Annotated in this window: 22 protein-coding genes and 2 tRNA genes; 2 read left to right on the plus strand and 22 right to left on the minus strand. The window is 52.5% G+C overall.

Features of this window, described 5'->3' with window-relative positions; genetic code table 11:
• Positions 1-112: 112 nt before the first annotated feature.
• Positions 113-481, minus strand: a complete 369-nt coding sequence (locus tag DWX59_RS06425) for a RidA family protein (protein WP_117557351.1) — start codon at positions 479-481, stop codon at positions 113-115.
• 231 nt (positions 482-712) lie between these two features.
• On the opposite strand from DWX59_RS06425, the gene DWX59_RS06430 reads away from it, so the two are divergent.
• Positions 713-1,309: a prolyl-tRNA synthetase associated domain-containing protein gene (locus tag DWX59_RS06430; protein ID WP_117557353.1), complete on the plus strand. Its 597-nt coding sequence runs from the start codon at positions 713-715 to the stop codon at positions 1,307-1,309.
• Positions 1,310-1,433: 124 nt separating this feature from the next.
• Here DWX59_RS06430 and DWX59_RS06435 read toward each other — a convergent pair whose 3' ends face one another.
• From DWX59_RS06435 to trxB, 18 genes are all read right to left on the minus strand, one after another.
• A complete protein-coding gene (locus DWX59_RS06435; protein WP_117557963.1) occupies positions 1,434-2,762 on the minus strand; it encodes a sensor histidine kinase in 1,329 nt (442 codons plus the stop codon).
• Entirely contained in the window at positions 2,755-3,471 is a 717-nt protein-coding gene (locus tag DWX59_RS06440) for a response regulator transcription factor (protein WP_117557355.1), read from the minus strand. The genes DWX59_RS06435 and DWX59_RS06440 overlap by 8 nt, the downstream gene beginning before the upstream one ends.
• Before the next feature lie 226 nt (positions 3,472-3,697).
• Positions 3,698-5,074 carry an ABC transporter permease gene (locus tag DWX59_RS06445; RefSeq protein WP_117557357.1) on the minus strand — a complete coding sequence of 459 codons (1,377 nt, stop codon included), beginning with the start codon at positions 5,072-5,074 and terminating at the stop codon, positions 3,698-3,700.
• A gap of 2 nt (positions 5,075-5,076) precedes the next feature.
• Positions 5,077-7,869, minus strand: coding sequence for a COG1361 S-layer family protein (locus DWX59_RS06450; protein ID WP_459208979.1), 2,793 nt, complete (start codon positions 7,867-7,869; stop codon positions 5,077-5,079).
• Positions 7,870-7,886: 17 nt separating this feature from the next.
• Positions 7,887-8,591: an ABC transporter ATP-binding protein gene (locus tag DWX59_RS06455; protein WP_117557361.1), complete on the minus strand. Its 705-nt coding sequence runs from the start codon at positions 8,589-8,591 to the stop codon at positions 7,887-7,889.
• A gap of 519 nt (positions 8,592-9,110) precedes the next feature.
• Positions 9,111-9,521: an SRPBCC family protein gene (locus DWX59_RS06465; RefSeq protein ID WP_117557365.1), complete on the minus strand. Its 411-nt coding sequence runs from the start codon at positions 9,519-9,521 to the stop codon at positions 9,111-9,113.
• 700 nt (positions 9,522-10,221) lie between these two features.
• Complete coding sequence (locus DWX59_RS06470) at positions 10,222-10,458, minus strand: putative Se/S carrier protein (protein ID WP_117557367.1); 237 nt, start codon at positions 10,456-10,458, stop codon at positions 10,222-10,224.
• Between the two features lie 41 nt (positions 10,459-10,499).
• Positions 10,500-10,706 carry a sulfurtransferase TusA family protein gene (locus tag DWX59_RS06475; RefSeq protein ID WP_117557965.1) on the minus strand — a complete coding sequence of 69 codons (207 nt, stop codon included), beginning with the start codon at positions 10,704-10,706 and terminating at the stop codon, positions 10,500-10,502.
• Between the two features lie 19 nt (positions 10,707-10,725).
• The gene (gene yedE / locus DWX59_RS06480) at positions 10,726-11,811 is read right to left on the minus strand and encodes a YedE family putative selenium transporter (RefSeq protein ID WP_117557369.1); all 1,086 of its coding nucleotides are present in this window, start codon (positions 11,809-11,811) and stop codon (positions 10,726-10,728) included.
• A gap of 32 nt (positions 11,812-11,843) precedes the next feature.
• Positions 11,844-12,986, minus strand: a complete 1,143-nt coding sequence (locus tag DWX59_RS06485; RefSeq protein WP_117557371.1) for an aminotransferase class V-fold PLP-dependent enzyme — start codon at positions 12,984-12,986, stop codon at positions 11,844-11,846.
• Positions 12,987-13,030: 44 nt separating this feature from the next.
• A complete protein-coding gene (gene selB / locus DWX59_RS06490; protein WP_117557373.1) occupies positions 13,031-14,941 on the minus strand; it encodes a selenocysteine-specific translation elongation factor in 1,911 nt (636 codons plus the stop codon).
• On the minus strand, positions 14,941-16,389 hold the full coding sequence (gene selA, locus DWX59_RS06495) for an L-seryl-tRNA(Sec) selenium transferase (RefSeq protein WP_117557375.1): 1,449 nt from the start codon (positions 16,387-16,389) through the stop codon (positions 14,941-14,943). Before selA ends, selB begins: the two co-directional genes overlap by 1 nt.
• Positions 16,390-16,466: 77 nt before the next feature.
• Positions 16,467-16,560, minus strand: a tRNA-Sec gene (locus tag DWX59_RS06500).
• 73 nt (positions 16,561-16,633) lie between these two features.
• Positions 16,634-16,727, minus strand: a tRNA-Sec gene (locus DWX59_RS06505).
• Between the two features lie 96 nt (positions 16,728-16,823).
• Entirely contained in the window at positions 16,824-19,445 is a 2,622-nt protein-coding gene (grdC, locus tag DWX59_RS06510) for a glycine/sarcosine/betaine reductase complex component C subunit beta (protein WP_117557376.1), read from the minus strand.
• Between the two features lie 184 nt (positions 19,446-19,629).
• Entirely contained in the window at positions 19,630-20,100 is a 471-nt protein-coding gene (gene grdA, locus DWX59_RS06515; protein WP_082173904.1) for a glycine/sarcosine/betaine reductase complex selenoprotein A, read from the minus strand.
• Positions 20,101-20,148: 48 nt separating this feature from the next.
• Positions 20,149-20,466, minus strand: coding sequence for a thioredoxin TrxA (gene trxA, locus DWX59_RS06520; protein ID WP_117557967.1), 318 nt, complete (start codon positions 20,464-20,466; stop codon positions 20,149-20,151).
• Positions 20,467-20,619: 153 nt separating this feature from the next.
• Complete coding sequence (gene trxB / locus DWX59_RS06525; protein WP_117557377.1) at positions 20,620-21,570, minus strand: thioredoxin-disulfide reductase; 951 nt, start codon at positions 21,568-21,570, stop codon at positions 20,620-20,622.
• A gap of 187 nt (positions 21,571-21,757) precedes the next feature.
• Here trxB and selD point away from each other — a divergent pair, with 187 nt between their 5' ends.
• A complete protein-coding gene (gene selD, locus DWX59_RS06530; protein WP_117557378.1) occupies positions 21,758-22,741 on the plus strand; it encodes a selenide, water dikinase SelD in 984 nt (327 codons plus the stop codon).
• 60 nt (positions 22,742-22,801) lie between these two features.
• Here the strand turns inward: selD and DWX59_RS06535 are convergent, their stop codons facing one another.
• The 3 genes from DWX59_RS06535 to grdF all read right to left on the minus strand — a co-directional run bounded on the left by DWX59_RS06535 (position 22,802) and on the right by grdF (position 26,240).
• Positions 22,802-23,668 carry a DNA-binding domain-containing protein gene (locus DWX59_RS06535; RefSeq protein WP_117557379.1) on the minus strand — a complete coding sequence of 289 codons (867 nt, stop codon included), beginning with the start codon at positions 23,666-23,668 and terminating at the stop codon, positions 22,802-22,804.
• Positions 23,665-24,801 carry a YkvI family membrane protein gene (locus tag DWX59_RS06540; RefSeq protein WP_117557380.1) on the minus strand — a complete coding sequence of 379 codons (1,137 nt, stop codon included), beginning with the start codon at positions 24,799-24,801 and terminating at the stop codon, positions 23,665-23,667. Before DWX59_RS06540 ends, DWX59_RS06535 begins: the two co-directional genes overlap by 4 nt.
• 128 nt (positions 24,802-24,929) lie before the next feature.
• Entirely contained in the window at positions 24,930-26,240 is a 1,311-nt protein-coding gene (gene grdF / locus DWX59_RS06545; RefSeq protein ID WP_117557381.1) for a sarcosine reductase complex component B subunit beta, read from the minus strand.
• Positions 26,241-26,258: the final 18 nt, after the last annotated feature.

The following is a 26,258-nucleotide window of genomic DNA, read 5'->3' on the forward strand; positions in this document are numbered from 1 at the left end:
AAAATAGGGTGTTGCAAAAGGCGGTCCTTCCACACTGCGCTTTATCTGCCACATGGCAGGTACTGATTCCGCGGTGGAGGCTGCCATCCTGCAACACCCCTTTTTATTTATACTATTTTACTGCAATGGCTTCAATCTCACAGAGCACGCCCTTTGGCAATGTCTTTACAGCCACACAGCTCCTGGCCGGCTTGGACACAAAATAACCTGCATACACCTGGTTAAAGGCTGCAAAATCATCCATGTCCGCAAGGAAACAGGTGGTCTTAAATACCTTATCAAAACCGCTGCCCGCTGCTTCCAGGATGGCGCCCACGTTCCTGCAGCTCTGTTCTGCCTGTGCTTCGATTCCCTGAGGGATGGTTTGGTCAGCCGGATCCACCGGGATCTGCCCCGACGTATAAACCAGGCCGTTCACCTCAAAGCCCTGGGAATACGGTCCGATTGCGCCCGGCGCCTTCTCTGTACTGATGATGTCCATGTTAAAATACCTCCTCCTGCATTTGTTATGTTATCGCGTTCACATTCAACTGTATTCATTATAGCAGATATGCCGCCTGTCTGCAAGGACAATTGGAAATACGTTGTTTTTTCCTCTGTTTTTATGGACATCCATATCCTCCGGTGCTATAATGATACTGATTTTTTGCGTCCTTACATTCAACTGAAATAACCTAATATCCATATAATCCATATAATAAGAGGTGCAGAAATGACAGATACCAATAAAACCGCGGAATCACTCCCGCTCTATCACATTGACCATACATTATACCAGGGCCGTCCGGCTGACCTTTCCGGCCGTCTGGAGAAAGAAATCCGCGCATATGACCTGCTGGATTCCCTTGGCGTGCCTTATACCCGGGTGGACCATGATGCCCTTCCCACCATTGAGGCATGTCTGGAGGTGGACCGGCTTCTGGGCGCTGAAATCTGCAAGAACCTGTTCCTGCGCAATGCACAGAAAACCGAGTTCTACCTGCTTCTCATGCCAGGGAATAAAAAGTTCAAGACCGCCGTGCTTTCCAAACAGATTGGAAGCGCCCGCCTTTCCTTTGGGGAACCTGATTTCATGGAACAGTTCATGGACCTTACGCCTGGTTCCGTCACGGTCCTGGGCCTGATGAACGATAAGGAAAACCGGGTCCGGCTGCTGATTGATAAGGATGTACTGGACAGCGGGTTCTTTGGCTGCCATCCCTGTATGAATACGTCCAGCATTTTGCTGCGCACCAGGGATTTAGTTGATAAAATACTGCCTGCCATGGGACATCCCTATACAGTTGTGGATCTGCCGTACGCGGAGTGAGGCCGGAACCCATTCTGATTTAAGTTACAGGATGCCCCGCCAGGGGTTTTGCAAAAACTGAACATCGACATGCCGTAGGGCCGCGAAAAATGGAGTTGGACATACTTAATAAGGTTGGACGAACTTAATTTTCCGGCCCTTTTTTGGAATGGATGAACGGAAAGCTTATCTGTGTCAGGAAAAATCCATCCTTCTGTCCGCTGTAAAAGCTTCCGCCGTGGTCCTCAATGATTTTGGCGCAGGTCTTAAGGCCGATTCCGGTACTCTCCTTTGCCTCTGCATCCTCTGCCACATAGTTGCCAAAACAGATGATAAGACAATCTTCCCGCTGTTCATAGGATACGGTCACCGGCCGGTTCCTGTCCGCGTATTTTAACAGATTGGAAAAAATATTCCCGAATACCCGGCGGCACAGATTGATGTCCGCCAAAAGCCTGCAATTGATTTCATTGGAACTGCGCCTGATGTCAAAGCCCCCGCTCTCCATGTCAAAAAGACTCTCTTCCACGATTTGGCCCAGGAATTCAGCCCCATTGACCTCCTCTTTCTCAAGCGCCTCCCGCTCTCTTCCGTACACAATGAAGTACTCAAACAACTGATCAGAAAGTTCTTTAATCCGGTATGCCTTATCCCGGATGGAATTCAGATACTTTTCCTGCTTTTTGCTGTCTTCCTCCTTCCCCATCTGAAGAATGTCCACATATCCCAACAAGGAAGTCAGGGGGGTGCGCAGGTCATGGGACATGGCAGTGACCAGTTCACGGTTGGCCTTTCCCGCTTCCTCCTCCTTCTGCTGCCGTTCCTTAATGGCACAGCGCATGGCATCGATTTCCGATGCCAGGGAGGCAAGCTCATCCTTTCCCTTCACTGTAATCCGGTAATCCAGGTCCCCTCCTTTCAGTATCTGTATCTCCTGTTCCATCAAATCTATGTACCTGATTTTCCCGCGGATCATCATGACCAGGATCAGGGCAAATGCTGCCATGGATATGACGCCGCCCAGCACACTGGCCACAGTATAGTAGCCGTACTCCGCATAATAACTGACTCCTGCCTGGGCTGTCCCGTCTGCAAATCTCACCTCATAGAGCCATGAAGTATCTTCCCATTCATTCATTTCCGGGACCATCACCATCACCTTGGCGTCATTGCTGTACCTGAACCTGCCGTCTTTATAAATGGTTATGAGAAGGTTTTTCTCTCCTGACGCCCACTTGTCCAGCATCTTACTGTCATCTGTGGACAGTCCGTTTTCCGTCACATATGCCTGAAGCCGCCCCACACACGCCTGTTCCCTCATGATTATCCTGGCTTCACTGAAAAACGCCCTGTCCAGGATTCCAAAAAACAATGCATTAAGGGCCATGTAGAGAGCCAGTGAAACAAGGGCCGACACCACTGCCGCCAAGGCAAGCTCTGTCCCCAGCCTGCTGAAATTTCTTCTCCTACTCAATCCGGTACCCCTTTCCCCAAACATTGACAATATACTTGGGATTCTTCGGGTCAGCCTCCAGTTTCCTGCGGAGATTCCTGATATGGACCATCACCGTATTATTGGCGCTGTAATAATAGGCTTCCCCCCAAACGCTCTCATAGATGTTCTCAATGGTAAACAATTTACCCCGGTTGGACGCCAGCAGTAAAAGGATGCGGTATTCCAGATCCGTGAGAAGGATTTCCCGGCCGTTTTTCATGACCTCGTTAAATGATTTCTGAATCACCAGGTCCTTGACAGCTATGGATTCCTCTCCGTCCTCCTCCTTTCCTTTATAGACATGGTACCGCCGTATCATGGCCTTTACCCTGGCCGCCAACTCTGCATAGGAAAATGGCTTTGACAGATAGTCATCACCTCCTGCCCCGAATCCCATGGTCTTGTCCGAATCCTGGGTACGGGCCGTGAGGAACAGGATGGGGGTATTTAACTTTCTCCGTATCTCTGCGCAGGCTGAGAATCCGTTTCGTCCCGGCATCATCACATCCAGTATGATCAGGTCAAATGTATCGTCTGCCATGGACGCTGCCTGCTCCCCGTTCTCCGCCTCCATAACCTGGTACCCCTCGCTCTCCAGCAGGATCCTCACCACCTCCCGTATTTCCGGATCGTCATCTGCAAATAATATCTTCCGCCTGTCCAACCTGGCACCTCTCTTCCTATCCATTCTTCATAATCCCGCTGTATAACCGCTCTTCATAATTGCGGTTCATAACCACGCTCCATAATCCGCATATTATGTATCCATGTTCCTGGCATGGATGTCCTGTCTTGGTAAACTATCTTCCATTATAGCTCAGATACGCTGTCTCTTCCACCAAAACAGTCAGATGCATCCGGCTGTTTCATCCCGCTATTTCGTTCTGAGTTTTCCTGTCCTTATTTCCTGCCTGTCAGTCATGTTTGATTGCCTCCAGCGCTGAAATCCTCACTGCCTTGCTGGCCGGATAATAACCTGCCCCCACGCCCACCGCAATGGAAAACAGGACCGCAAACAGGGACAGCCACCATGGTATCACGGACAGCCTGGAAGGAGCGCCCGCCATGTCCGCGTCCATGGCGCCTCCCATGACCATGGATGAGGATGCCATGCCTCCTGAAGTCATGTTCATGATAAAAGATATGGCATAACTGAATACAGTCCCTGTCACTCCTCCCAAAAATCCGATAAAGCCTGCTTCCAGCAGGAATATCTTCCTTATGTCCCTGACAAAGCATCCCAGGGATTTCATGACACCGATTTCCCTGGTCCGCTCAGATATGGACATAATCATGGTATTGGTGATACCCAGGGCTGCCACGAACAGGGAAATCGCACCCAGGCCGCCTAACATCATCTGCTTCTGCCTGGCCTCCTGCTCCATGGGTTTGCGGATGGTTTCCATGGAACTGGTCCGAAATCCCATACGTTTTATTTCCGCCTCCACCGCTGCCACCTGATTCATATCCTTAACCTTAACCAGGGCGCCTGAATACCCTTTTTTCCACTCCGGCTTCTTACCGCTCAGCCTGGCCTGCTGGTCCAATATGGTCTTAAGCATTTCCAGGTCCATGACAAGTCCCATGGACGTCTCCTCCCCTTTTCCGTAATCCTCCTTCATTCTTCCGGCGGCTTCCAGCTGGCGCGTGATTTTCTTATCATCCTCCTTATCGCTGCTGACATCCAATGTATAGGATGTGTTCAAGGCGTCAAAATACGGCTGGGGCTTCACAGGCATCCCCCTTTCATCCAGGTCATCATATCCGCTGTACATATCAACCGTATTCCTGCCGGAAGGCCTCTTGGTATCCTCAAACATATAGGCAAAATTCTCACCCACAAAGACGCCGTCCCTTCCCGCCTTGTCCCACGAACCCTCTGTCAGCTTATATCCCATTGCTCCGGCCGCCTTCACGTCAATGCCCACAATGGTGGTGTAGGTGGACCTGTACCGGCGGTTTCTTCCTGCATACAGGGTAATGGGTATGTTTTCTGCCGTTAGTTTTGGAGTGACCGCTTCCACTGACTGCATTTCCTTTAAGCGCCGGATTGCCTTGTTATCCAGCTTTGCCGAGCGGCTCCCTTTGCCCGCCGGATATACATTAATGATGGTCAGGTCCCCCATCTGGGCCAGCATGTTCTTCTGCGCCTCCTTCATTCCGATTCCAATGGATATCATGATGACCACGGAACAGCAGCCTATGATGACTCCCAATACAGTGAGAAAGGTCCTGCTCTTGTGTCGGGTCAGATTCTGGATACATATGGTGAGTAAGTCCTTTGTTTTCATGGCTAATCTTCCTCATTTCCTGAAATCCGGTCCCCTGACCGGGTATCCTTTGGTTCATCCCGGTCATCCGGTTCCTGGCCGTCCTCCAGCAGATCCCGGTCATCCGGTTCCTGGCCGTCCTCCAGCAGATCCCAGTCATCCGGTTCCTGGCCGCTCTCCAGCAGATCCCATCCATTCTGTCCCTGGCTCCTGTCCTGGCCGTTCAATCCCCTGGATTTCTTCCTCTTTATCCACAAAACCCCTGCCAGCAGCGCTGCGGTAAGAATACCCGCCGGCAATTTCCAGTCTCCCCCTCTTCCTCCGTCCATTTCCCCATCCATTCCATCAAAGCCGGACGTTTCCTCGGCAGCTCCCTCCTTTACCTCAAATGTCACGGGAATTTCCATTGTCCTTACCTCCATGGCCTCGTCCTCATATGTCACCTTCACTTTGCCTTCAAAGGTTCCTGCTTTTTTCGGGGTTGCGATAAAATCAATGGTTCCGCTCTTTCCGGCATCAAAGTTCCCCAGGTTCATGCTTCTGTCAATGACCTGGATATCACCTTCCAGGCTGGCTTCTACATTGTACACCTGACCCCTGCCCTTGTTCACATAGGGAAGGGAGATGGTAGTCTCTTCATTCTGGCGGATTTCTTCCACAAAAGAAGGCGGGCTTACCTGGAACCGGTCAGGCTGGTAAACCGGCACCGCGATGGTTTCAGCTGCCGTGGACTGTTTTCTCTCTGTCTTGTCAATATACTCGTATTTGCACGATATGGTTATCTTAGGGGACTGCACCTTGGAATCCTTTGTCTGGAACAATGCCTGGACATCCACCTGCTGGTTTTTCCTCTCCCCCGGCCCCATCTTTGGGACATAGAATGTATTGGAAGATGAATTAATGGACAGTCCTTCTCCTGTTTCCAGGGAAATGACCACATTTTCAATGGGCGTTCCCTGGCTGGTATTCATGAACTCCATGTTCAGAGGAAACACCTGTCCCGCCGAGACTTTATCTCCATATGTATAATTGGTCAGTATGATATTAGGCGTGGGGGCTCCCGGCGTGGCCGTCCTGCCATTGGTCGGCACCACAATCCGTTCCGAATACGTGCCCTGGGCGGTTCCTTTATCCATATCATAGTCGAATTTCAATGTGACCCCCATAAGCTGGGATGCAGCGGATGACAGCTCGTATCCGGCCTTAAGGCTCACTGGCACATCCACGGACTGCCCCGGGCCTATCTCCCCAATCTGCCGTGTATCCGTTGCCTCCAGAAGGGATATCTGGTCATTTGGTTCAAAGGCAGCGGTAAGATTCCGAATGCCTTTGACTGTGTCGGTATTTTGAATCTTTAAGAGGATCTGGAACGACTGGCCGGAATTAACCGGGCCCATGGGGCCCCTGTCTATCCGCAGTACGGGCTGGCCTGTGGCCGTGCCTCCTTTGACAGGCAGAAGGACTTTCTGGGCAGAGGCGGCCGGCGTCAATTGCCCTCCTGAATAGTAATTATATTTTAGTTCCAAATCAATGAGCTGGCTGGGACCGGATATATCCTGTCCCGCAATCAGGTTAAATTTCACGTTCTCAGTTTTTCCCGTATCCAGACGGCTGACGATTCTCGCGTTAGTATCGTCGCCTATAAACAGCGAGGTTCCCGGCGATACGTTTACCACCATATCCTCGATGTCCGCATCTTTACTGGTGTTCTCAAGTTCCACTTCCAGGGTGAAGTGGTCCCCAGGTCCCACAGGGGTCTGGGGTGAAATCCGCCTGACTCTTATGATTGGCTGCCCTGTGGTGCTCCCTGTATCCCTATTTTCCCTGGGCGCAGACTCCTCACATTCCGAAATGTTCACCTCCAGCTGTTCCGGAGGGATTCCCGAACTCTTAAATCCCACCTTCAGCCTCAGGATATCCCCCTTTCCCGTATAAGTAAGCTTTGAAAATGTCACTGTCAGCTCCAGGTCATCCTCCTTGTCTGATGTGATTTTCACCTTTGGGTTTTCCCCGTTCCGGAAGCTGTCACTCATCTTGGTCACGGTTACCCCCCGTTTCCCCACCTCGCTTGTCTTGATTCCATTGCTTCTTAGATTGACCACCACTTTTGCCTGGCGCCCTTTGCGCAGCACATCCAGGGTATCCTTTGAACCGCCCAGTGCAAAAACATCATATCCGCCCACCCACAGGCTGCCGCTTCCTGGGTCTTCATGGTCCGGGTCATGGGAGCCTTCCGGTTTGCCGTTGTCTCCCCCGCTTCCGCCCTGGGACCCTCCGCCCTGGGACCCGCCGCTCTGGGACCCGCCGCCCTGGCCGCTGCCGCCCTGGACCCCGCCGCCCTGGACCCCGCCGCTCTGGACCCCGCCGCCGGAATCAGAGCCTGAAGTGCCCATCTCCCTGTCTGGCCGCGGTGTTGCTGCACCGGTACCTGCTCCGGCGCTTCCTGTGCCTGTTCCGGCGTTTCCTGTGCCTGTTCCGGCGCTTCCGGCGTTTCCTGTACCTGTTCCGGCTCCTGCACCTCCGGTTTCCGTTCCTTCTGTTCCCGTTCCTTCTGTTCCCGCTCCTCTGGCTCCCGTTCCCCCGGATTCCGTTCCTACTGTTCCTTCGGATTCCATTCCTGCTGTTCCCGCGCCTCCGGCTCCCGTTCCTTCGGATTCCATTCCTACTGTCCCTCCGCCCCCTTCCCTTTCAGCGGCTCCTTCGGCGGCTATATTTCCCCGTAGCGCCGGGCTGTCCGTTTCCTCTGCCATGACGCGGCCGCACATCCCTATTATCAAAATGGCTGCCATCACCGCTGCCACTGTTCTTTTTATCAATCCTTTCATCTCCATCCTCACTGTCCTTTCCTTTCATCTCCCGTTATGACTCCATCCACCAGCGTCACAATCCGGTCCGCATACCTGGACATGCCCGGGTCATGGGTCACCAGTATGATGGTCTGGTTGAATCTTCTGGCAAACCCCATGACCATGTCCATGATTTCCGCTGTTGTTTTTGTATCCAGATTACCCGTAGGTTCATCTGCAAACACTACCTCAGGCCTGGACACAAACGCCCGGGCTATCCCCGCCCTCTGCTGCTGTCCTCCGGACATCTGGGAGGGATAGTGGTGAAGCCTGTGTGAAAGTCCTACGCGTCTCAACAGGTTTTCTGCCATGGCCTCCCGCTTCTTCCGCTCCACTCCCTTAAACATCAGGGGCATGGCCACATTTTCAACTGCTGTCATGGACGGCAGCAGATTATAGGACTGAAAGATAAAGCTCATGTGCTCCTGCCGGAAGGCAGCCAATTCCTCCTCACCCATGCGGGAAATACTTTTCCCGCGGATGAACACCTGTCCCTGCGTAGGTTTCTCCATTCCGGCCAACTGGTTCAAAAGCGTGCTTTTTCCCGAACCAGACGTGCCGAAGATACAGCAGACCTCGCCTTTATAAATCTTCAGGTTAATCCTTTTAAGGGCCACCACTTCCTCGTCCCCCATCTGGTAAACCTTCCGCACATCCTTAACATATATGATTGGTTTTCCATGTTCCCTCATTTTTCCATCCCTCTTTCCATGGGTCTATGATAAAAAATAATCCCGGTGAAATTACCTCATGGAAATCTTAAGAAATCTTAATTTCACATTTACCTGTATTTTGGTATGGCCTTTTGCAAATGAAGACAGACCTGGTTTAAGAAGGGAATTCAATATGGAAAGGACGCCCGGTTCTGGAAAAATCCAACTTCAGAAAAGGGCCTCTTTTTGGAGCATGCATTTTGGACCATACCGGATAAACCGGAGGAACAATCCGGGATACCACGGGAAACCCAATATAGGAAAGGACGGGAAAGCAGGACTGAACAGACCTGGCTGGATATTCAGCAAATAGAAAAACCGCATGCATCCGCAGACAGCCATCACCCAGGCCCTGCTGGCCTAAAAGCAGGAATCAGGTCATAGCCTTCACATAAAAATGCAGGCTGCAAAATGTTAGTTATAAATATAGGGAACTACTAACTTCATACTTAATAGTCAGTAGTTCCCCATATACATATCGTTTAAAACCAAACATTGTCATTGGAGAAATTTCTTTAAATCTGTCACAAATTGTGTCTGCGCCTTCTTCAAATACGTTTGTTCAAATACACTTTTGCCAACTGGTCTCATGGAAAGCATTTCCGCTGTTACACACGCTGTAAAGTCGATTTCTGTTTCATTGCCTTTGGACGCAAATACAATGGTCCAGTGTCCTTTTGTATGGCTGTTCCTTACATCAAGCTCCCAACGCCTGTACTGTTCAACCGCAGTAATTGTAAATGTAGTGGGATAGCCATTAGGGGAATATTCGATAAACTGTTTTTCATCTAGGAACTCTGTTTTGCCCACATCACTTCGCCATGTATGATAGCGCTCAACTGCTGATACGGTTTCCCATACTTGGTGGATGTCGCATTGGATAACAGCCTTAATATTGGATGTTGTCATATTCCATTCCTCCTATCTCAAAAACCATTGTTGGTCCACCTCCGCTGCTAACGGATGATGATGCTTTATTTTTTAACATTGAAATAATACCAGCGAATACATATTTAACTCTCTATATAAGGATTTTCTTCAACTAATTGGTAAGTGATATAAGAATTATAAAATATAATCGTGCAATATGATAGTACTTGAAATATTAAATATTCATTTATAAAACCGAGATTTTTTTGTTTCACATTGTAATAACCCGTTGACAGGCTGATTGTGGGCATATTATCTGAAAAATGGCCTTGGGCGCGGCAGCGCACCGATTCCACTTCTGTGATGTATCCCTTTATATACCGGATTTCAGGAACCCTGCTGCTGCCGTCATCTTCTTCTGATAATGAATGTTGTTAATTCGATTCAGGTTATTCATACCATATAAATTCAAAGGAATGATGTTCCATATTTATAAACATATATGTAATCCCGCCCTATCTGATAAGTTCAGTTTTCAATTGTTAAAAGCCGCCTCCCGGCGGCTTTTAACAATTGAAACATTCCTTTACAGTTTTTCCTTTACAGTTTTTCCTTTACAGTTTTTCCTTTACAGTTTTTCCTTTACAGTTTTTCCCTTACAGTTTTTCCTTTACAGTTTTTCCCTTACAGCCTTTCCCTTACAGCCTTTCCCTTACAGCTTTCCCCCCACAACTTTCCCCTATATCAGATATTCCCCCATGGTCTGATACCCCAATCCCTGCCTGCCCATGATCCCCGTCACGTGTTCACGCCATGCAGGAGGCATGCTCCAGGACAGGCCGCAGCCGGCGGATATCTGCCTCGGCACCGGTATCAGGCGTCCCGGAACATCCTCTTTGCGGCAGACCGTCTCCATGGCAATGGCCTCTGCCGTTGTATGGAATGTTATTACCAGTCTCAGTTCTTTTTTCCTCATATGCTTCACTCCGGTTTCCCGGTGCCGGATGGCACCGGCATCTACTCAATGATCAGCCTGAATCCCAGTCCGTCCTGTTCCACCGTTACCTTTTTGCCCTGGCTGATTCCGTATTTCCTCACATTTTCTTTTGTGTGGTTTTCGCTTACCAGGACCTGGATTGGTCCGCTGCCATGGGTTTTCAGGGCATTGGCTGTCAGAAGGACGGGTTCCGGACAGGATAAGCCTCTTGCATCTACTTCATACATCATAATAACGTCCCCTTTCCTATATCTGTTCTTTCCTTGGCACAAACCCGATTGCAAACAGGACTGCAATGCATAGGATGACTGCTGCTTTTCCCGCGCCCTGAAGTCCTCCTGCCACTGCCGGGGATGACTCTGTGGCAGCCGCTGCCGCTGCAAAACCAAAGTTATGACAGCAGGCAGCCCCCACAAAAAGCCCTAAGAATGTCACTGCGGAATCCGAGGAACCCTGTCCTGCCAGGATCAGCTGCCTTAAGGGACATCCGCCTGCCAATACCGCTGCAAACCCCACTGCATACATTCCCAGGATGTTCCACAGATGCTGTGAATGCGCCACCGGCTGGCCGTCAAAGGACAGTTTGAATCCGCCTGATGCCATGTTGTAGATTAGCATGACCACAAAAAAACCGCCAATGATGGTAAGCAGGTCATAATTCCTCATCAGGAATAAATCCCTGAAACCGCCTGCAAAGCAGGTCCGGCAGCGCTGTGACACCATACCGAATGCCAGGCCTCCTGCAAGGGATATCAGTACCGGCGCATGCATGCTTCCCGGTCCCTTCTCACTGACCGCCATGGCTCCCGTGACAATGCTGGCAATCAGGATTACCACCAGGATAGAGGGCAGGATATAACCGCTGTACGACCTTGTCCCATAAGCGCGCCCCAGGCTGAATCCCCGCTTTAAGGCCAGGGTGCCGGTAACAGTCCCAAGCCCAAAGCCTATAAGCGCAACATATGCGTTCAGGTCGCCGGCGGCCATACGGATGACCATCCTTAAGGGACATCCCAGGAACGCCAGGGAACCTATCATCATGATGACTCCCAACAGGAACCGTATCATGGGGGAAGAACCGGCTGTGGAGCGGTATTCTCTTGTTACCAGGGATAGGATGAACGCCCCCAGCACAATGCCTGCGATTTCCGGCCTTACGTACTGCACAGCCGCTGCCTGATGGAGCTTCATGGCCCCTGCCGTATCACGTATGAAACAGGCGATGCAGATTGCCATATTTTTTGGATTTCCCATCCATGCCAGCAGCGCCCCAAACACTCCCAGCACTCCGCCAAACATCATCAGTTTTCTTTTGGAATCAATGTTACCCATGGTATATATCCCCCTATTTTATGATTTGAGATTTATATTGATTCAGCCATTTCCCTCACTGCCAGCACAGCCTGGTCCATCTCTTCCTCCGTGTTATAATAGGACATGGAGAAACGGACAGCCCCCTGCTCCACGGTTCCCAGCGCCTGGTGCATCAGCGGCGCGCAGTGGGCTCCTGCCCTGGTATAAATCCCATAATCCATTGCAAGTCCGTCCGATACCTCACCTGAATCATGGTCCCGGATATTCAGCGCCACCACCGGCGCATGAAGGTCCATACGGGAAAAATCCCCGTACACGGTGACTCCCCGGATATCCGAAACCCCTTGGTAGAAACGTCTCATCAGCAACTGTTCCCTGTTCCGGATGGACTCCATCCCGGTTTCTTTTATAAATTCCAGGGCCGCGTGAAGCCCTGCAATGCCATGTCCGTTCACCGTGCCTGCCTCCAGCGCTTCCGGCATGTCTGAGGGATGGAGTTCCGAATAGCTGTGGGTTCCGCTCCCGCCAGCCATCAGGGGACGTATGGAAATGCCTTCCCTTACACATATCCCTCCTGTCCCCTGGGGGCCCATCAGGCTTTTGTGGCCGGTAAAGCAGAGCACGTCAATCCCCATCATCCCCATATCTATGTCAAATACCCCTGCTGTCTGGGATGCGTCCAGTATGAACACCAGGGATGCCCGCCTGCAGATTTCCCCCACCCTGGCAATATCCACCAGGTTTCCTGTGAGGTTGGAGGCATGGGTGCATATAATCCCCTTTGTGTTTGGCCGGATGGCTGCCTCCATGTCCTCATACCGTATATTGCCCAGTCTGTCGGCCCTGACAATGGTCAGCTCCACGCCGTTTTCCCTCATCCTATACAGGGGACGGAGCACGGAATTGTGTTCCAGCATGGTGGTAATCACATGGTCGCCCGGTGAAAAGATGCCCTGGACAGCCATGTTCAGGCTGGCGGTTGAGTTGGCCGTAAATGCCACCTGAAGGGGATTGCCAAGGCCGAACAGCTCCGACACAAGGACCCTTGTATCATATATGGTCCTGGAGGCTCCCAGGGATGCCTGATGGCTTCCCCTGCCCGAATTTCCCATATGGCGCATGGCATCCGCCACTGCCTGGATGACTGCCTCAGGCTTATGGTAAGTGGTTGCCCCGTTATCCAGATAAATCATTTTCCTGTCTCCTTTCGCTGCGGATATCCGGTAAGGTTACAATCTCAGGATATCAGGACCCGTTTCTCCCCCATCATCTTTGTTATCTTTTTCTTATCCATGAACTCCAGCATCTGCACCGCGTATTTACGGGATGTGCCGCACATGTCCCGGAACTCGCCCAGGGATATCTCCCCATTCGCCGCAAGATAATCCTTAAGCCTTGCAAGCACCTGTCCATAGGCAGCGCTGTCCATATAGGACGCCGGGTTCAGCTTCACCAGCCGCCCGTTCTTATGCATATCGGCAATAATCTGCTTTGCCCGGTTCTTATCCTTGAACTGATTCAGCACATCCACGGTAAGGGGCGCTTCGATTCCGGCCTGGGCGTATATGGTCCCTATCTGCTCCAGCATGCCTTTTAACTCCCTGGAATACTGGGTGGAAAAATCCTTGCCGGATACATAGGCCCCCTGTGTCTTGACCACCATGCGCTTGACCAGCTCTGCCAGCAGCACGGCGCCCTTCCTCATGTCATTCAGCCGGAATTCCTCGCTGAGCCTGGATTTGAATTCCTCCTTATCCATGCCTTCGTTGATTGGGTTCTCCCTGTGATACCCTGACAGCAGACCGTCCGCATAATCCGCGATTGTTTTCCAGTAATCCATATGGATGACGGACTCATCGGACAATAGCAGGATACGCTTACTGTCCTTTAAGGCGCCGATCATATGACAGGCCCGGGATTTTGGCATATCCATATCTGCCGCTATCCGGTCCACGGACGGGAAACGCCTGCTCTCTTCCTTAATCATCAGCTCCATGACCTCCTGGTCCGTGCCTGTTTCCTTTTTATGCAGGGATCCTATGGCCTCCTCATCCCCCCTTCTGTGTTTATAAGGGGACGCATCCAGCACAATGCCGCCTCCGAATGTCTCCACAGGAGAAAGGAACCGGATGATGAACCGGTCATTCCTCTTAAGCACCACCGGCTCGTCAAACCGGATCTGGGCATAGGCGCTTTCCCCTGGCCCGACACGGTCCTTGTCCATCAGGACCGCTTTGGCAATGGTCTGTGCCGCGCCATAGTTCAGATGAATCCTGTCCCCGGACTTAAGCTCCCTGTCGCTGGTCTGGAAAATGGACAGCTTCACATCCGCCAGCGTGGACGTCACAAGGGAGCCTGGATAGGCCAGTACATCCCCTCTTTTCAGTTCCTCCTTCTTAACATTCAAAAGGTTCAGGGCCGTGCGCTGTCCCGCATATGCAGCGTCTTCCCGGCAGCCATGGGACTGGATTCCCCTGATTTTAATCAGGCGTTCCCGTGGATAGAGCATGACCTCCTGTCCTGTCTGTACCATCCCTTCCTGCAGGGTTCCTGTAATCACGGTCCCAAACCCTTCTGTTGTGAACACCCGGTCCACGGGAAGGCGGAACAGTTCCGGTTCCGTGCTCCGGCTTCCCAGGTCTGAGACCATACGGATGATTGTATCATGGAGAAGCTCAATGTTCTCCCCTGTATAGGATGAAACCCGGATGACCGGGGCATGTTCCAGGAAGCTGCCCCGGACCATGTCCTCCACATCCGCCTCCACCATTTCAGCCCACTCCTCATTTACCATATCGCTTTTTGTCAGTACCAGGATTCCCTGTGGGATGTGGAGCATTTTTAATATCTCAAAATGTTCCGTGGTCTGGGGCATGACCCCCTCGTCCATTGCAATGACCATCAGTACCAGGTCGATTCCCCCAATACCTGCAAGCATGTTCTTCACGAATTTCTCATGGCCCGGCACATCAATGATCCCGATGTGAAGTCCGGCATCATTGGGCAGATTGGCAAATCCCAGGTCAATTGTAATCCCCCTCTTTTTTTCTTCTTTCAGCCTGTCTGTGTCAAAGCCGGAAAGCGCCTTTATCAGGCAGGTCTTTCCATGGTCCACATGGCCTGCTGTCCCCACAATGATATTCTGCATTACCCTTCACCGCCTTTCATGTGAGGAAAAATCCCTGCCCCATCGGCCGGCGCGCCCTCTGCCGCCCACAGAAAGGCCTCGGTCACCAGAGGAAATTCCTCATCCGCAAGGGTCCGCACATCCACCAGCACCCTGTCATGGTTTACGCGCACAATCAGGGGGACAGGGGCCTTCCTCAGCTTCCGCTCCAGCTTCTGGGCAGGCAGGTCTTCCTTCCATACCCCAATCCCATATCCCTTAAGCACGCAGGCAGGGGCGCTCCCCCCGCCCACCTGGTCCGTACAGGATTCTATCTCATAATGAAAACCCGGGCATGCGGCTTTTAGCATGTCGGCCAGCTGTCCGGCCCTTTCCTTCAGTTCATGGGGCCGCGCGCAGATCATCTTAAGCACCGGTATTTCCTTTACCGCCGCCTCCTGGTCAATGTACTGTGAAAAGGTTGCCTCCAGGGCTGCCAGGGTCATCTTATCCACCCGGAATGCCCTGGCAAGAGGGTGTTCCTTCATTCTGTCTATGTATTCCTTTTTCCCGATGATGATGCCTGCCTGGGGGCCGCCTAAGAGCTTGTCGCCGGAGAACAGGACCACATCCGCCCCATCCTTAAGGGCATCCGTCACCGTCGGCTCATCCAGCCCATACCATCTTAAATCCGTCATAAGCCCGCTGCCCATATCATAAATCACAGGAAGGCCCAGTTCCTTTCCCAGGACCGACATCTGCTTAAGACCCACATCCTCCGTGAATCCCACTATCCGGTAATTGGATGTGTGGACCTTCATGAAACAGCCGGTCACCCCTTCTTCATATGCATTCCGATAATCGGATATCCTGGTCTTGTTGGTGGCCCCCACCTCCCTGAGGATGGCGCCGGACTCTCCCATCACATCGGGAATCCGGAAGGAACCTCCCACTTCCACCAGTTCCCCCCTGGAGACAACCACTTCCTTTCCCCTGGCCATGGCTGCCAGGACCAGCATGGTGGCTGCCGCGTTATTGTTCACGGCCATGGCTGCCTCGGCCCCTGTCACCTTTTTTACAATGTCCTCCACAATCAGGTGGCGGCTTCCCCTTGTCCCTGACTTCAGATCATATTCCAGGGTACAGTATGCATCCATCACATCCGCCACTGCCTGTGACGCCTCCCTGCTGAGCCTGGCCCGCCCCAGATTGGTATGGAGCACTACCCCTGTTGCATTGAGTATCCGTCTTAAGGGCTTTTTCTTCTTTTCCGCCAGTATGGCGGTTATCCTGTCCATGATCTCGTCCCGGCTCAGGACCCTGTCAATTGTCCCCTTCAGAACGGCCGTCCTCATGTCCCCCACTGCATCCCTTACTGTTTCCACAATCAATGGCCTTGGCATGGTTTCATAAAATAAGACGAGGCGCTTATCCTGCAGCACCTCGTCCACTTTAGGAAGCCCGCGCAGAAGCACTTGTCTGTCTTCCATCGGTCTACCTCCTTGGTTGTACCTGAACACGGGCTGAGTCCTGCCCGTCCACGGCACCTGCTGCATAATTAGCAAAACGGAGGTGGTGGGAATCGAACCCACCCGTGAAGCTCTTAACTCCACACAACGGTTTTGAAGACCGCGGGGCGCACCAGCTACCCAACTTCCTCCCAATTATAAAGCGATATGATTCAGTTGTATACTTTGACATGGATGCGCCCACTTAAGGCAAAACACACCCAAACGGAGATGGTGGGAATCGAACCCACCCGTGAAGCTCCTAACTCCACACAACGGTTTTGAAGACCGCGGGGCGCACCAGCTACCCAACTTTCTCCCTGATAATTAAAAATCCTCCATGGGATGCGGTCCATGGGAAATGTGGCGGGCGGGGGAATGGCGCCCTCTCCCCCACACATCCCATGAACCTTAAATCAATCTATATATCCTGCTTTCTTCAATATCCCTGCTGCCTTTTCCAGGTTGGCCTGGGACATCTGGACAATGGGTCCTGTGCATCCCATGCCGCTTTCCGCATAGATGCCTTCCTTCCAGAGCGCCCTCACCGCGTCATCCAGATCCATGACCTCGATTCCCGGGATGGCCGCTGTCACCACTTCCTTGGGCGGGCAGGCCGCTTCCCCTGCCTCCTCCTGCTTGGCCGGGGCGTTCTTGGCTAAGAGGGTATCCAGTCCGGCCTTTCTGGCAGCCGCATATTCCGCGGCCGCAACCTCCCTCCAGCCGCCTGCGATCAGGCTGGCCGCATATTCCATGGCCCCTGCGACCACAGGCGCGCCGGAAGCCCTGGATACAATCATGACCAGCTTGTCATAATCTTCGCCGATGCCCGGTCCGTAGCCATATCCGGATGCCTCATACTGGCCGCCGGTGGTGTAGGAGGAAAACATCTTCATCATCAGGTTTCCGGTAAGGGAATCCATCACAACCACATCCGCAGTGCCCATCAAAAGGTCGTTGCCCCTCATCTCCACGCCCTTGTCCGCCCTTGCGGATTCTGCCAGCCGGATATCATATCCATTTTCCTTAAGGGCCTTTAAAATCTTTTCACATGCCCTGGCGCCGTCTATGTTGGCAATCCCCACCGTCGGGTTTGGGACACCGTCAGCCTTGGCTGCAATGATTCCTGCAATGGCATTCCTGACCAGGGCAGATACCCGGTCCGTGTCCGAGGTCCCTGTGGTATTGGCAATATACATGGGCTTTCCCTTTGCAGGGGTTATTACCTTGCCCACGGTTGACACACCGATGGGGAATGGATAGTGCATGGTCACGGCTGCCTGGGCATCTCCTGACGCCAGGGCCTCTTCCATGTCCTTGTGGGCATCCGGGCCGTCACAGACCCTTACCTCAATCCCCTTCCTGGCAGCCAGGTCAAGGGCCAGATCCATGTCCTCCCGCCCGTGCTCGCTGCCCTCCAGTGCAAATACCACCTTTGCGCCGCAGCAGGACACAGCCCGTGCCAATGCGGATTGCGTACGTTCCGCCCTTACTTCCCCGGCCTTCACTTCTCCTGTTTTTGCTTCCCAGGTATTTATATCCCCGGCGTCTGCACGTTTGTCCTTCACGCCCCCTGCTGTACAATTCCCCTCATTGGCTTCCACCACAAAGGATACCCCGTCAAACAGGTTGGTCATGCGGCCCAGGAACAGGGAGCCCTTGCCCACAATCATGGCGCGTTTCGTCCTGCCCTCCATACATTCCTTTACAAGAGGCCCCAGGTACGGGACTCCGGATGGAATGTGGCCCTGGGTGGGCGCCCAGCCGGTCATTCCGTGTTTTTTTACAAAGGACGGGATATCGGCCCGTTCAATCTGCTTTTTCATGACAGCCAGGGCAGCAATCATCTTATAGTTGGCTTCCGGCACATCCCCTGCCCCCGCGGGTTTGGTGATGTCCGGGTTCTGAAGTTCCGGCGCATACTTGTCAATATCCGTGAATTTAAGCCCAGCCTTTTCAAGGGGTTCCGCCACCAGGGAGCTGATGACCATCTGAGGCGCTGAGCCGGTTCCGATTTTATGGCATCCCACTATATCCGTGCGTATCCGGGGATGGATTCCGTCGTCCTCGGATACCAGTACGGAAAATCCTGCAATACAGTCTTCCAGGATTGGAAGTCCTTTCTTCACATGGTCCTTGCCGTTCATGCCCAGCTTGGCGGTACATCCGCCGGCCGTGACAATGACATTTTTAAATGTGCCTGATTTGACCAGGGCAGCTGCATGTATCATGGCATGGGCGGGTCCTGCGCAGAAACCGCGCACATCGGAGCCCGTGGCATTTTTATATCCGGCTATCTCAGCCGATGCCTTGGCAAAGTTTCCCCCGCCCCTCTGGTTCATGTCCCCGCAGGCTTCCTCGCAGCAGTCAATCACATATTCCACATCATCGGGATTGAACCCGTTCTTAAGCTTCAGTTCAATCAGGGAGAGGACGTTGGACGCCTTGGACACCAGGTTTTCCAGCATCACATGGGCGGACAGGTTCACATCCACATCATGGGCGCGCTTTACAACGCCTGCCAGTTCTTTCCTGTGGATATAAAGCCCCTCGGAATGCTCTTCCCTTACAAGGCGTTCCAGTTCTTCCCTTGGCCCGTTATTCTTAAGAAGCCCTTCCAGCTGCTGCTGTGTGAACATGCCGCGCTTTTCCAGCTTATCCTTCACAGTCCGCGCGAACCCTTCCTCCAGCATGACCAGTTCGAACACATCACAGATGTGCATGACCCCGTAAAATTCATCTTCAGGGAGTATGCAGCCAAAAGGACCTTCTTCCTTTGGCTCATTCCACTTTTTATCATAATATGGGAACGGTGTTTTCCCCAGTTCCTCATGGGACGCATTCCCTATGTAAACCTGGTTTGGGATATAGGAAAGCACGTCCTCATATTCCCTCAGGTGTTCCGGCAGTTCCACCAGATACCCGGAGTCCGGGTTCACAACCCGCTCGGTTGTCTGCGTGGTGCCGTTATATATAACCATATCCGGGGTGGCAGCCAATGTATAGCTGGTCCCCTTAATAACCGGATAACCTTTCATTCTGTAAGTCCCCCAATTTTCATGAACAACCTGTGTACCGACCGTCCTGTCCCTTCCCTGACTCCTGTATGATACAGGCGCCAGCAAGGCAGCGCCCGTCGGGATGGGAACAGGCTGGCGCCGCAATCTTTCGCGGCGCGTCCTGTTCCGGATACGCTCCTGCAATCCTCAGACAGGCTGCGGATCAGTATTTTCCGTAGTCCTTGCGGATTTTCTCCACTTCCTCATGGATTGCCGGAACGTCCATAACCATCTCCATCATTCCCACCTGTTCATCATAAACAGAAGGGTCTGCCTCTGCCTTTACTTCATCTTCGCAAATGTGATATACATTTAGTCCCAACTGGACTCCTGCTAAAGGACCTGCGTAAGTGGGGTCGCCTGCCGTAACGGTTTCAGCGGCCAGGCCGGCTGCCTCTGCTTCTGCAGCGCCCAGAAGAACAACGATGTTCTCCGGTCCGTATTCCTCACTTAACTTTAAAACCCTTTTCTGGTTTTCCAGATCCATAGCACCCGCGGACGTTCAGACAAAGCATTCCGTAGAGGAGTAGGCTATCTTTGCGCCGGCTGTTTTCGCACACTCTTCTATGGCCGGTCCCGGTACGCCGTCACGGTCACCGATGATAATCGCGTACTTGTCTTTTAAAACTGCCATATCATTTCCTCCTATTTCATTTTATTTATGCATAAGCCTTTGCTGGCTTTAAGCATACTTTTTAATCATTTCCTCACAGGAATCAGGTGTTGCATCCTCCTTTACCCTGGAGTCAATCATCAGTCCATCCTTATAGATGGCGATGACCGGAAGTCCCAGGACCTTCTGGGATATGGCAAGCCTTCTTGCCTTTGTGGTGTTTAAGGAGCAGAACTTAATTGTACTGCCATACACCTCTTCAAATCCATGGATATGGGGCATAAGGGCTGCGCAGGGCACGCACCCGTCGCCGTAAAAATCCACCAGGATATATCCTTCTGCCTTCAGCACTTCTTCCTCAAAATTTTCCTTTGTCAAATCGGTCACGTTCATATCCTCCTTTTTCAGTCTGCACTGCATTCATATCATTCAGCTGCATTGATACCGTTTATATGTAATCGCGATAACTTTTGTCTATATTATACATGGACATCCGTGTTTAATCAAGTACTTCCGCAGATTTTCCACCAATCCCATCCATTACTGCATATCAGCCACATAGTGCTCGGCCTGACATGCCGCTATGGCGCCGTCAGCTGCAGCCGTCACCACCTGGCGCAGGGATTTCACCCTTACGTCGCCGGCCGCATACACTCCCTCAATATTGGTATGCATGTCTTCATTCGTCCGGATGTATCCATTTTCCATGGCCAGTCCGCTATCCTCTAAAAGTCCGGTGTTGGGCAGATATCCGATGAAGCCGAAAAGCCCGAACATCCCGTCATCCGGGTCTGCAAGGACCTCGGTGAGCCGGCCGGTCTTCACATTCCTTACCACCATCCTGTCAAGGATTCCGTCGCCGCTTACCTCGTCCACCACACTGTCCCACATGAAATGTAGCTTCTCATTCCTGAATGCCTTTTCCTGGATGGACTGGGCAGCCCTGAGCTGGTCCCTTCTGTGGATCACCGTTACCTTCCTGGCGAATTTCGTCAGATAAATGGCTTCCTCAATGGCTGAGTCGCCGCCGCCCACCACATAGACCTCCATATCCTCGTAGAAATTGGCGTCGCAGGTGGCGCAGAAGGAAATGCCTTTGCCCAGGAAATCCTTTTCATTCTTACAGCCAATGGGCCTTGGATGGGCACCGGTTGCAATAATCACGGTCTTCCCTTCATAGACATTGCCCTTGGAATCAATCAGCCGTTTTACCGGTCCTTCAAGCTCCGTCTTTTCAATGGCAGCGCTGACCCTGTGCACGCCGAATTTCTCCACCTGCTTTGTCATGCGCCGGATCAGGGTTGCCCCGGATTCCTCCTCCTCAACCATCTGGCCCGGATAATTCTCAATATCCGATGTGATGGCAATCTGCCCCCCGTCCTGGCTTTTCTCAATCAAAAGGGTGTCCAGACGGTACCTGCCGCCGTAAAGGCCTGCCGCAAGACCTGCAGGTCCTGCGCCCAGGATGATTAAATCATATATGGTTCCCATTTTTCCCTGCCTCCTGAAACTTAATGTAATCCAGACAAATGTCCTTGACAAAATGCCGGAATCGAATATGATAGAAAATAGAATCTGCCAGCATTCGACAGATATTAACAAAACATAAGGAGTACTGCCCATGACAGACATTAAACTTACAGAGCTCACCGGCTCCTGCGGCGGCTGAGCGTCCAAGATAGGGCCAGACGCCCTCGCGCAGGTCCTGCGCGGTTTACCAACCTTTCACGATAAACGGCTGTTAGTGGGGTATGACACTGCGGATGATGCCGCTGTCTATGAGCTTTCCCCTGATTTGGCCTTGATCCAGACCGTGGATATCTTTCCCCCGGCCGTGGACGACCCTTACGAATACGGCCTGATTGCAGCCGCCAACTCGTTGTCCGATGTATGGGCCATGGGCGGGGAACCCCGGCTGTGCATGAACGTATTGATGTTTCCGGATTCCCTTCCTCCCCAGGCAGTCAATGCCATACTACGGGGCGGATGTGATAAGGTGGCCGAGGCCGGGGCCATCCTGGTGGGCGGCCACACGTTAAAGGATGACATACCCAAGTATGGCCTTTGTGTCTCGGGCCTGGTCTCGCCCAGCCGTATCCTCCGCAACGACACGGTACGGGAAGGGGACGTGCTGATCCTCACAAAACCCCTGGGCACCGGTATCCTGACAACCGCTGACCGGGGCGGCCTTTTAAGCCGGGCAGCGCGCCATTCCATGGTGGAATCCATGGCCGCCCTGAACAAGTATGCTGCGGACGCAGTGCGCAGTCTCGGCGGTATCCATGCATGTACGGATGTCACTGGTTTTTCCCTGCTGGGACACAGCTTCGAGATGTGCGCGGGCACGGGACTTACCGCTGTCATAGACAGCTCCAGGGTACCCCTGCTCCCCGGGGCGGATACCTTTGCGTCCATGGGACTGGTTCCTGCCGCCGCTTACCAGAACATGGGATACCTGAAGGAAAAGGTCTCCCTTCCAGACCGTCTTGCCGCCAACATCCACGACCTGCTCTTTGACCCGCAGACATCCGGCGGCCTGCTATACAGCGTTGCCCGTCCAGAAGCAGGACGCGTCATGGAAGCCATCCTTAAGGTATGCCCTCAGGCCGCTGCCATAGGGCATGTGGAGCGGGATTGCGGTCATCCGGTCATGGTCATATGACCTTTGTCCGCCGCCCCGGGACCGGAATCTTATCCCAAATGTATGGGCAGCATGCCTGCCCTACATTTCCCGGCAGCATTCCAGCAGGCCTCCAAGGAAGTTCCTGATCCGGACATTGCCATGCTTCTCACTTTTCCCGCGGATATAGTTCATTTCTTTTTTCATCTGTTCAAAGCTGTAAAGCCTTCCTGCAAATTCATTGAATACAGGGTCCGCATAATCGTCCAGCCCCCTGAGGGCCAGGTTGTACATGCCCTCCGAGGCAGCCCTGCGGATGCGCTGCTCCACGCTTTTGGAATTCTGTTTCATCCTTGTGCACAGTTCCCGGATTGTAATATCCCCAAACTCCAGCTCCTGTTCAATCATATGGCTGACAATCCGGATGATATCCTTGCTTCCGGCCTCATTGAGGATTCCGATTGCCTGTAGGATTTCCTTCAGATGCCTGATGGAAAGGCTTAAGCTTACTGCGCTGCCGGGCGCTCCTGACCGTCCTGCCTCCCCGTCCGGGTCCGGGGTCCCCATGACGCCGCTCCTGGCCTGTTTAAGGATCCACTGCATGTTCTTTACCATTTCCATGCTGCGCAGGGTGTTCCTGATTTCCGCCATGTTCACCGGTTTGTGAAGAAGCAGTTCAGCGCCTCCCTCATACGCCCTCTGGACGGTTTCCATATCATGGGCCTGTGACAGCATGATGATGGACGCTGCCGGAAGCGCCTCCTTTATCCTGCAAATACATGTGATGACCTTCAGTTCGGGAAGGGGTAAGTCCGCCAGGATCACATCCGGGCGTATTCCGGGAATCCGCCTGCACGCATCGTCCCAGCCCGCTGATACGCCGGCCACCTCCCCCAACGCCTCCCCTTCAATCATACGGGTCAGTTCCCTGCGCGAATAACTGTCGCAGTCTATCAGATAGATTTTCATTTTTTATGTATGAACGTATCTTTTATATTCTTCCACAACATGAATAAAATCAATACCGCGCCCACATATCCATTGAGCACGTAAATCACATTGACCAGGACCCTGAACGGGAGGAAGAGTCCCACAAGAAGCCCTGCAACGCCTAAAATAACCGTTAAAACCTTAAACCAGGCAGTTCCTTCTTTGGCAAACCTGGCGCATGGGTTATATAAAAGAGGGACTGCTGTCGTATAAATGCCTGCAAATACCACGACCGCGAATATGGAGGCAAATGGTTTCCAGATCCGTTCTGCCAGAATCAGGTTGGGGATATCTGCATTCCAAACAAAAATCCCGTTGTTGCTGATGCCGGAGGTATTGATATTGGCAATCTGGGCAAACATGATCAGGATGATGGCCACACAGACAGCCAGTGTCCCCAGATAAACTCCGTATTCCAAATCTTTCTTTTTATTGTTGGCCCCCAGGGCCGCCGTAAAGCTGGCAAACCACAAAAGCACGAATCCCGCATAGGACAGACCGGAAATCATCCAGTTAGGTCCTGCGTTCTTGATGGTTTCGCCGCCCGCCTGTGCAAAGGCGCCGCTGTGTATGATATCCAGCCCGGCGCCAACCTGGCCGCCGTCCCTTAATAGGGTTACCACACCGATTCCGATACAAAGTACAACAATGGCCGGTCCTACCATACCAATCTTGTCTACCAGCGAATTCAGCCCGCCTACCACGGTAAAGATGGCCAGGGCTGCCAGGATCACGCCTCCCACCACAAAGGGAAGGCCATACTGCTGGTTCAGGGTGGACGCAGCCCCGCCTACCATGACAAAGAATGACATATAACAGAAAACAGTTGAATAATAATCCATGAATGTCCCAATGTATGTTCCGCAATAGAATTTGTAAACGTCATTCCCTTTTTCAAATCTTTCCTCTGCGCCTGCCTTTGCAAAATTATAATTGTAATAGACAAAGCAGACAGCAAATAGTAATACCGTCAGAATTCCCTGCACCCCGTATGCAGTAAAATATTGGATGATTTCCTGTCCTGTGGCAAATCCTGAGCCGATGGTAAATGCAATGACTGCCCCCGCAAGTATCATTACCCGGCCCCAGTTAACTTTATTCTCATTTTCCATATGCCTTCTCCTCTTAGCAGACCTGGCTGCCGCAGGGGCACGGCAGTTCCCGGGGCACGGCTGCCTTGACCGTGCCCGGGAGCGTGTCTGAACATTGCTTCCTGCCACGCCGCAGCAGCCTTCAGCAATTATTTTTCAAACACTGTCTGTCCTTCCACCGGTGTCTGCAGGGCCTTTAACGCCCTCCTCACCATGGCTAAGCGGAGTTTGTAGCTGTCAGTCTCACCCTGGGGCGGGTCGCCCAGTGGGTAGGGGATACCTATGCCAGGGATGATACGGTTGGCACCGATTGTCAGGGAGATAGGAACAACGGTTGCCATATGAACTACAGGAAGGCCATACTTTTCGATACCTTTAACCATCGTTGCACCGCAACGAGTACAGGTCCCTCAGGTGGAGACGAGGATGACCCCGTCCACATGTTCATCAACAAACATTTTTCCAATCTCGGTCCCGAACCTGGCCGCTGACGCGGTTGCTGTCCCGGTACCGGTAGTAGCGCAGAAATAGTTGACAAGTTCGCCGAACTCGCCTTCTTTTTCCAGCTCTCTGAGCGCATCCAGCGGAACCACCACATTGGGGTCCGCGATGGCAAACTGGCGGTCATATCCGCCGTGGATGGATGTGAAATCATCGGCTGAAAGCCGGTCCATACCGGTAATATCATATTTGCCCCACTTGGTGGCATTACTTGATTCGATATGGTCAGGGTTGCCTGTGGGCACGATACCGCCCGAGGTAACAACCGCTATTTTGGCTTTCCTTATATCCATGATGGGAGCGGCAGGCTCTACCCGGTCAAACTTCGGCATGGGCAGGTCTGTCTCAAATGGCTCGCCTTTTAATTTCTTGACCAGCATCTCAACCGCGCGCTCAGAACCTCTCTTCTCAGCAAAGTAGTTGACGCGGATTCCCCGTTCAAGATACCCCTCCTCTGAAGGTCCCAGGATTTCCTGTCCCTCAGCCAGCTTCTTAATCAGGGCTGACATCACAGGAAGCACCTTTGGCATGCCTGCTGCGGAATTAGGGGTTCCCACAATGATAAGGTCCTTGCGGAACATATCCACGCCCGGGTTCTCCTCATACATTCCGGTGAGGACCGGTATCATGAGGCGTTCCTCCACGGCCTTACAGATCGTGCCGCAGGCCACGCCGTAACGTCCCGCGTTAAATGCAGGCCCGGCCACGAACACATCCGGTCCATACTTCTTTACCATCTCTATGACTGCGTCTGTTGCCGCGTCCAGGTTTTCCCCGAAATAGTTGTCACCGCAGATAACGGTGGCCGCAATTTCATAATCGCTTCCCAATGCAGCCTTAAGCCCCATGCCGGGCCCTACGGCGCCTTCACGGACTTCAGGCATGTGGTCGGCTTTTTCCTCGCCGCCAATACCGGCAAAGAACTGGTTAATATAATGTACGACTTTATATTTCGCCATGTTTCCATCTCCTTTGAT

Source organism: Enterocloster aldenensis (assembly GCF_003434055.1).
Classification (GTDB): domain Bacteria; phylum Bacillota; class Clostridia; order Lachnospirales; family Lachnospiraceae; genus Enterocloster; species Enterocloster aldenensis.

Bases quoted from the DNA above. Each gene is read 5' to 3' on its own strand.
- DWX59_RS06465 (WP_117557365.1), bottom strand. From the start codon at position 9,521: ATGACAACATCCAATATTAAGGCTGTTATCCAATGCGACATCCACCAA.
- DWX59_RS06445 (WP_117557357.1), bottom strand. From the start codon at position 5,074: ATGAAAACAAAGGACTTACTCACCATATGTATCCAGAATCTGACCCGA.
- DWX59_RS06535 (WP_117557379.1), bottom strand. From the start codon at position 23,668: ATGAAAATCTATCTGATAGACTGCGACAGTTATTCGCGCAGGGAACTG.
- DWX59_RS06470 (WP_117557367.1), bottom strand. From the start codon at position 10,458: ATGAGGAAAAAAGAACTGAGACTGGTAATAACATTCCATACAACGGCA.
- DWX59_RS06455 (WP_117557361.1), bottom strand. From the start codon at position 8,591: ATGAGGGAACATGGAAAACCAATCATATATGTTAAGGATGTGCGGAAG.
- selB (WP_117557373.1), bottom strand. From the start codon at position 14,941: ATGCAGAATATCATTGTGGGGACAGCAGGCCATGTGGACCATGGAAAG.
- DWX59_RS06475 (WP_117557965.1), bottom strand. From the start codon at position 10,706: ATGTATGAAGTAGATGCAAGAGGCTTATCCTGTCCGGAACCCGTCCTT.
- DWX59_RS06440 (WP_117557355.1), bottom strand. From the start codon at position 3,471: ATGGATAGGAAGAGAGGTGCCAGGTTGGACAGGCGGAAGATATTATTT.
- trxB (WP_117557377.1), bottom strand. From the start codon at position 21,570: ATGGGAACCATATATGATTTAATCATCCTGGGCGCAGGACCTGCAGGT.
- DWX59_RS06430 (WP_117557353.1), top strand. From the start codon at position 713: ATGACAGATACCAATAAAACCGCGGAATCACTCCCGCTCTATCACATT.
- DWX59_RS06540 (WP_117557380.1), bottom strand. From the start codon at position 24,801: ATGGAAAATGAGAATAAAGTTAACTGGGGCCGGGTAATGATACTTGCG.
- DWX59_RS06485 (WP_117557371.1), bottom strand. From the start codon at position 12,986: ATGATTTATCTGGATAACGGGGCAACCACTTACCATAAGCCTGAGGCA.
- selA (WP_117557375.1), bottom strand. From the start codon at position 16,389: ATGGAAGACAGACAAGTGCTTCTGCGCGGGCTTCCTAAAGTGGACGAG.
- DWX59_RS06425 (WP_117557351.1), bottom strand. From the start codon at position 481: ATGGACATCATCAGTACAGAGAAGGCGCCGGGCGCAATCGGACCGTAT.
- yedE (WP_117557369.1), bottom strand. From the start codon at position 11,811: ATGGGTAACATTGATTCCAAAAGAAAACTGATGATGTTTGGCGGAGTG.
- grdC (WP_117557376.1), bottom strand. From the start codon at position 19,445: ATGAAAGGTTATCCGGTTATTAAGGGGACCAGCTATACATTGGCTGCC.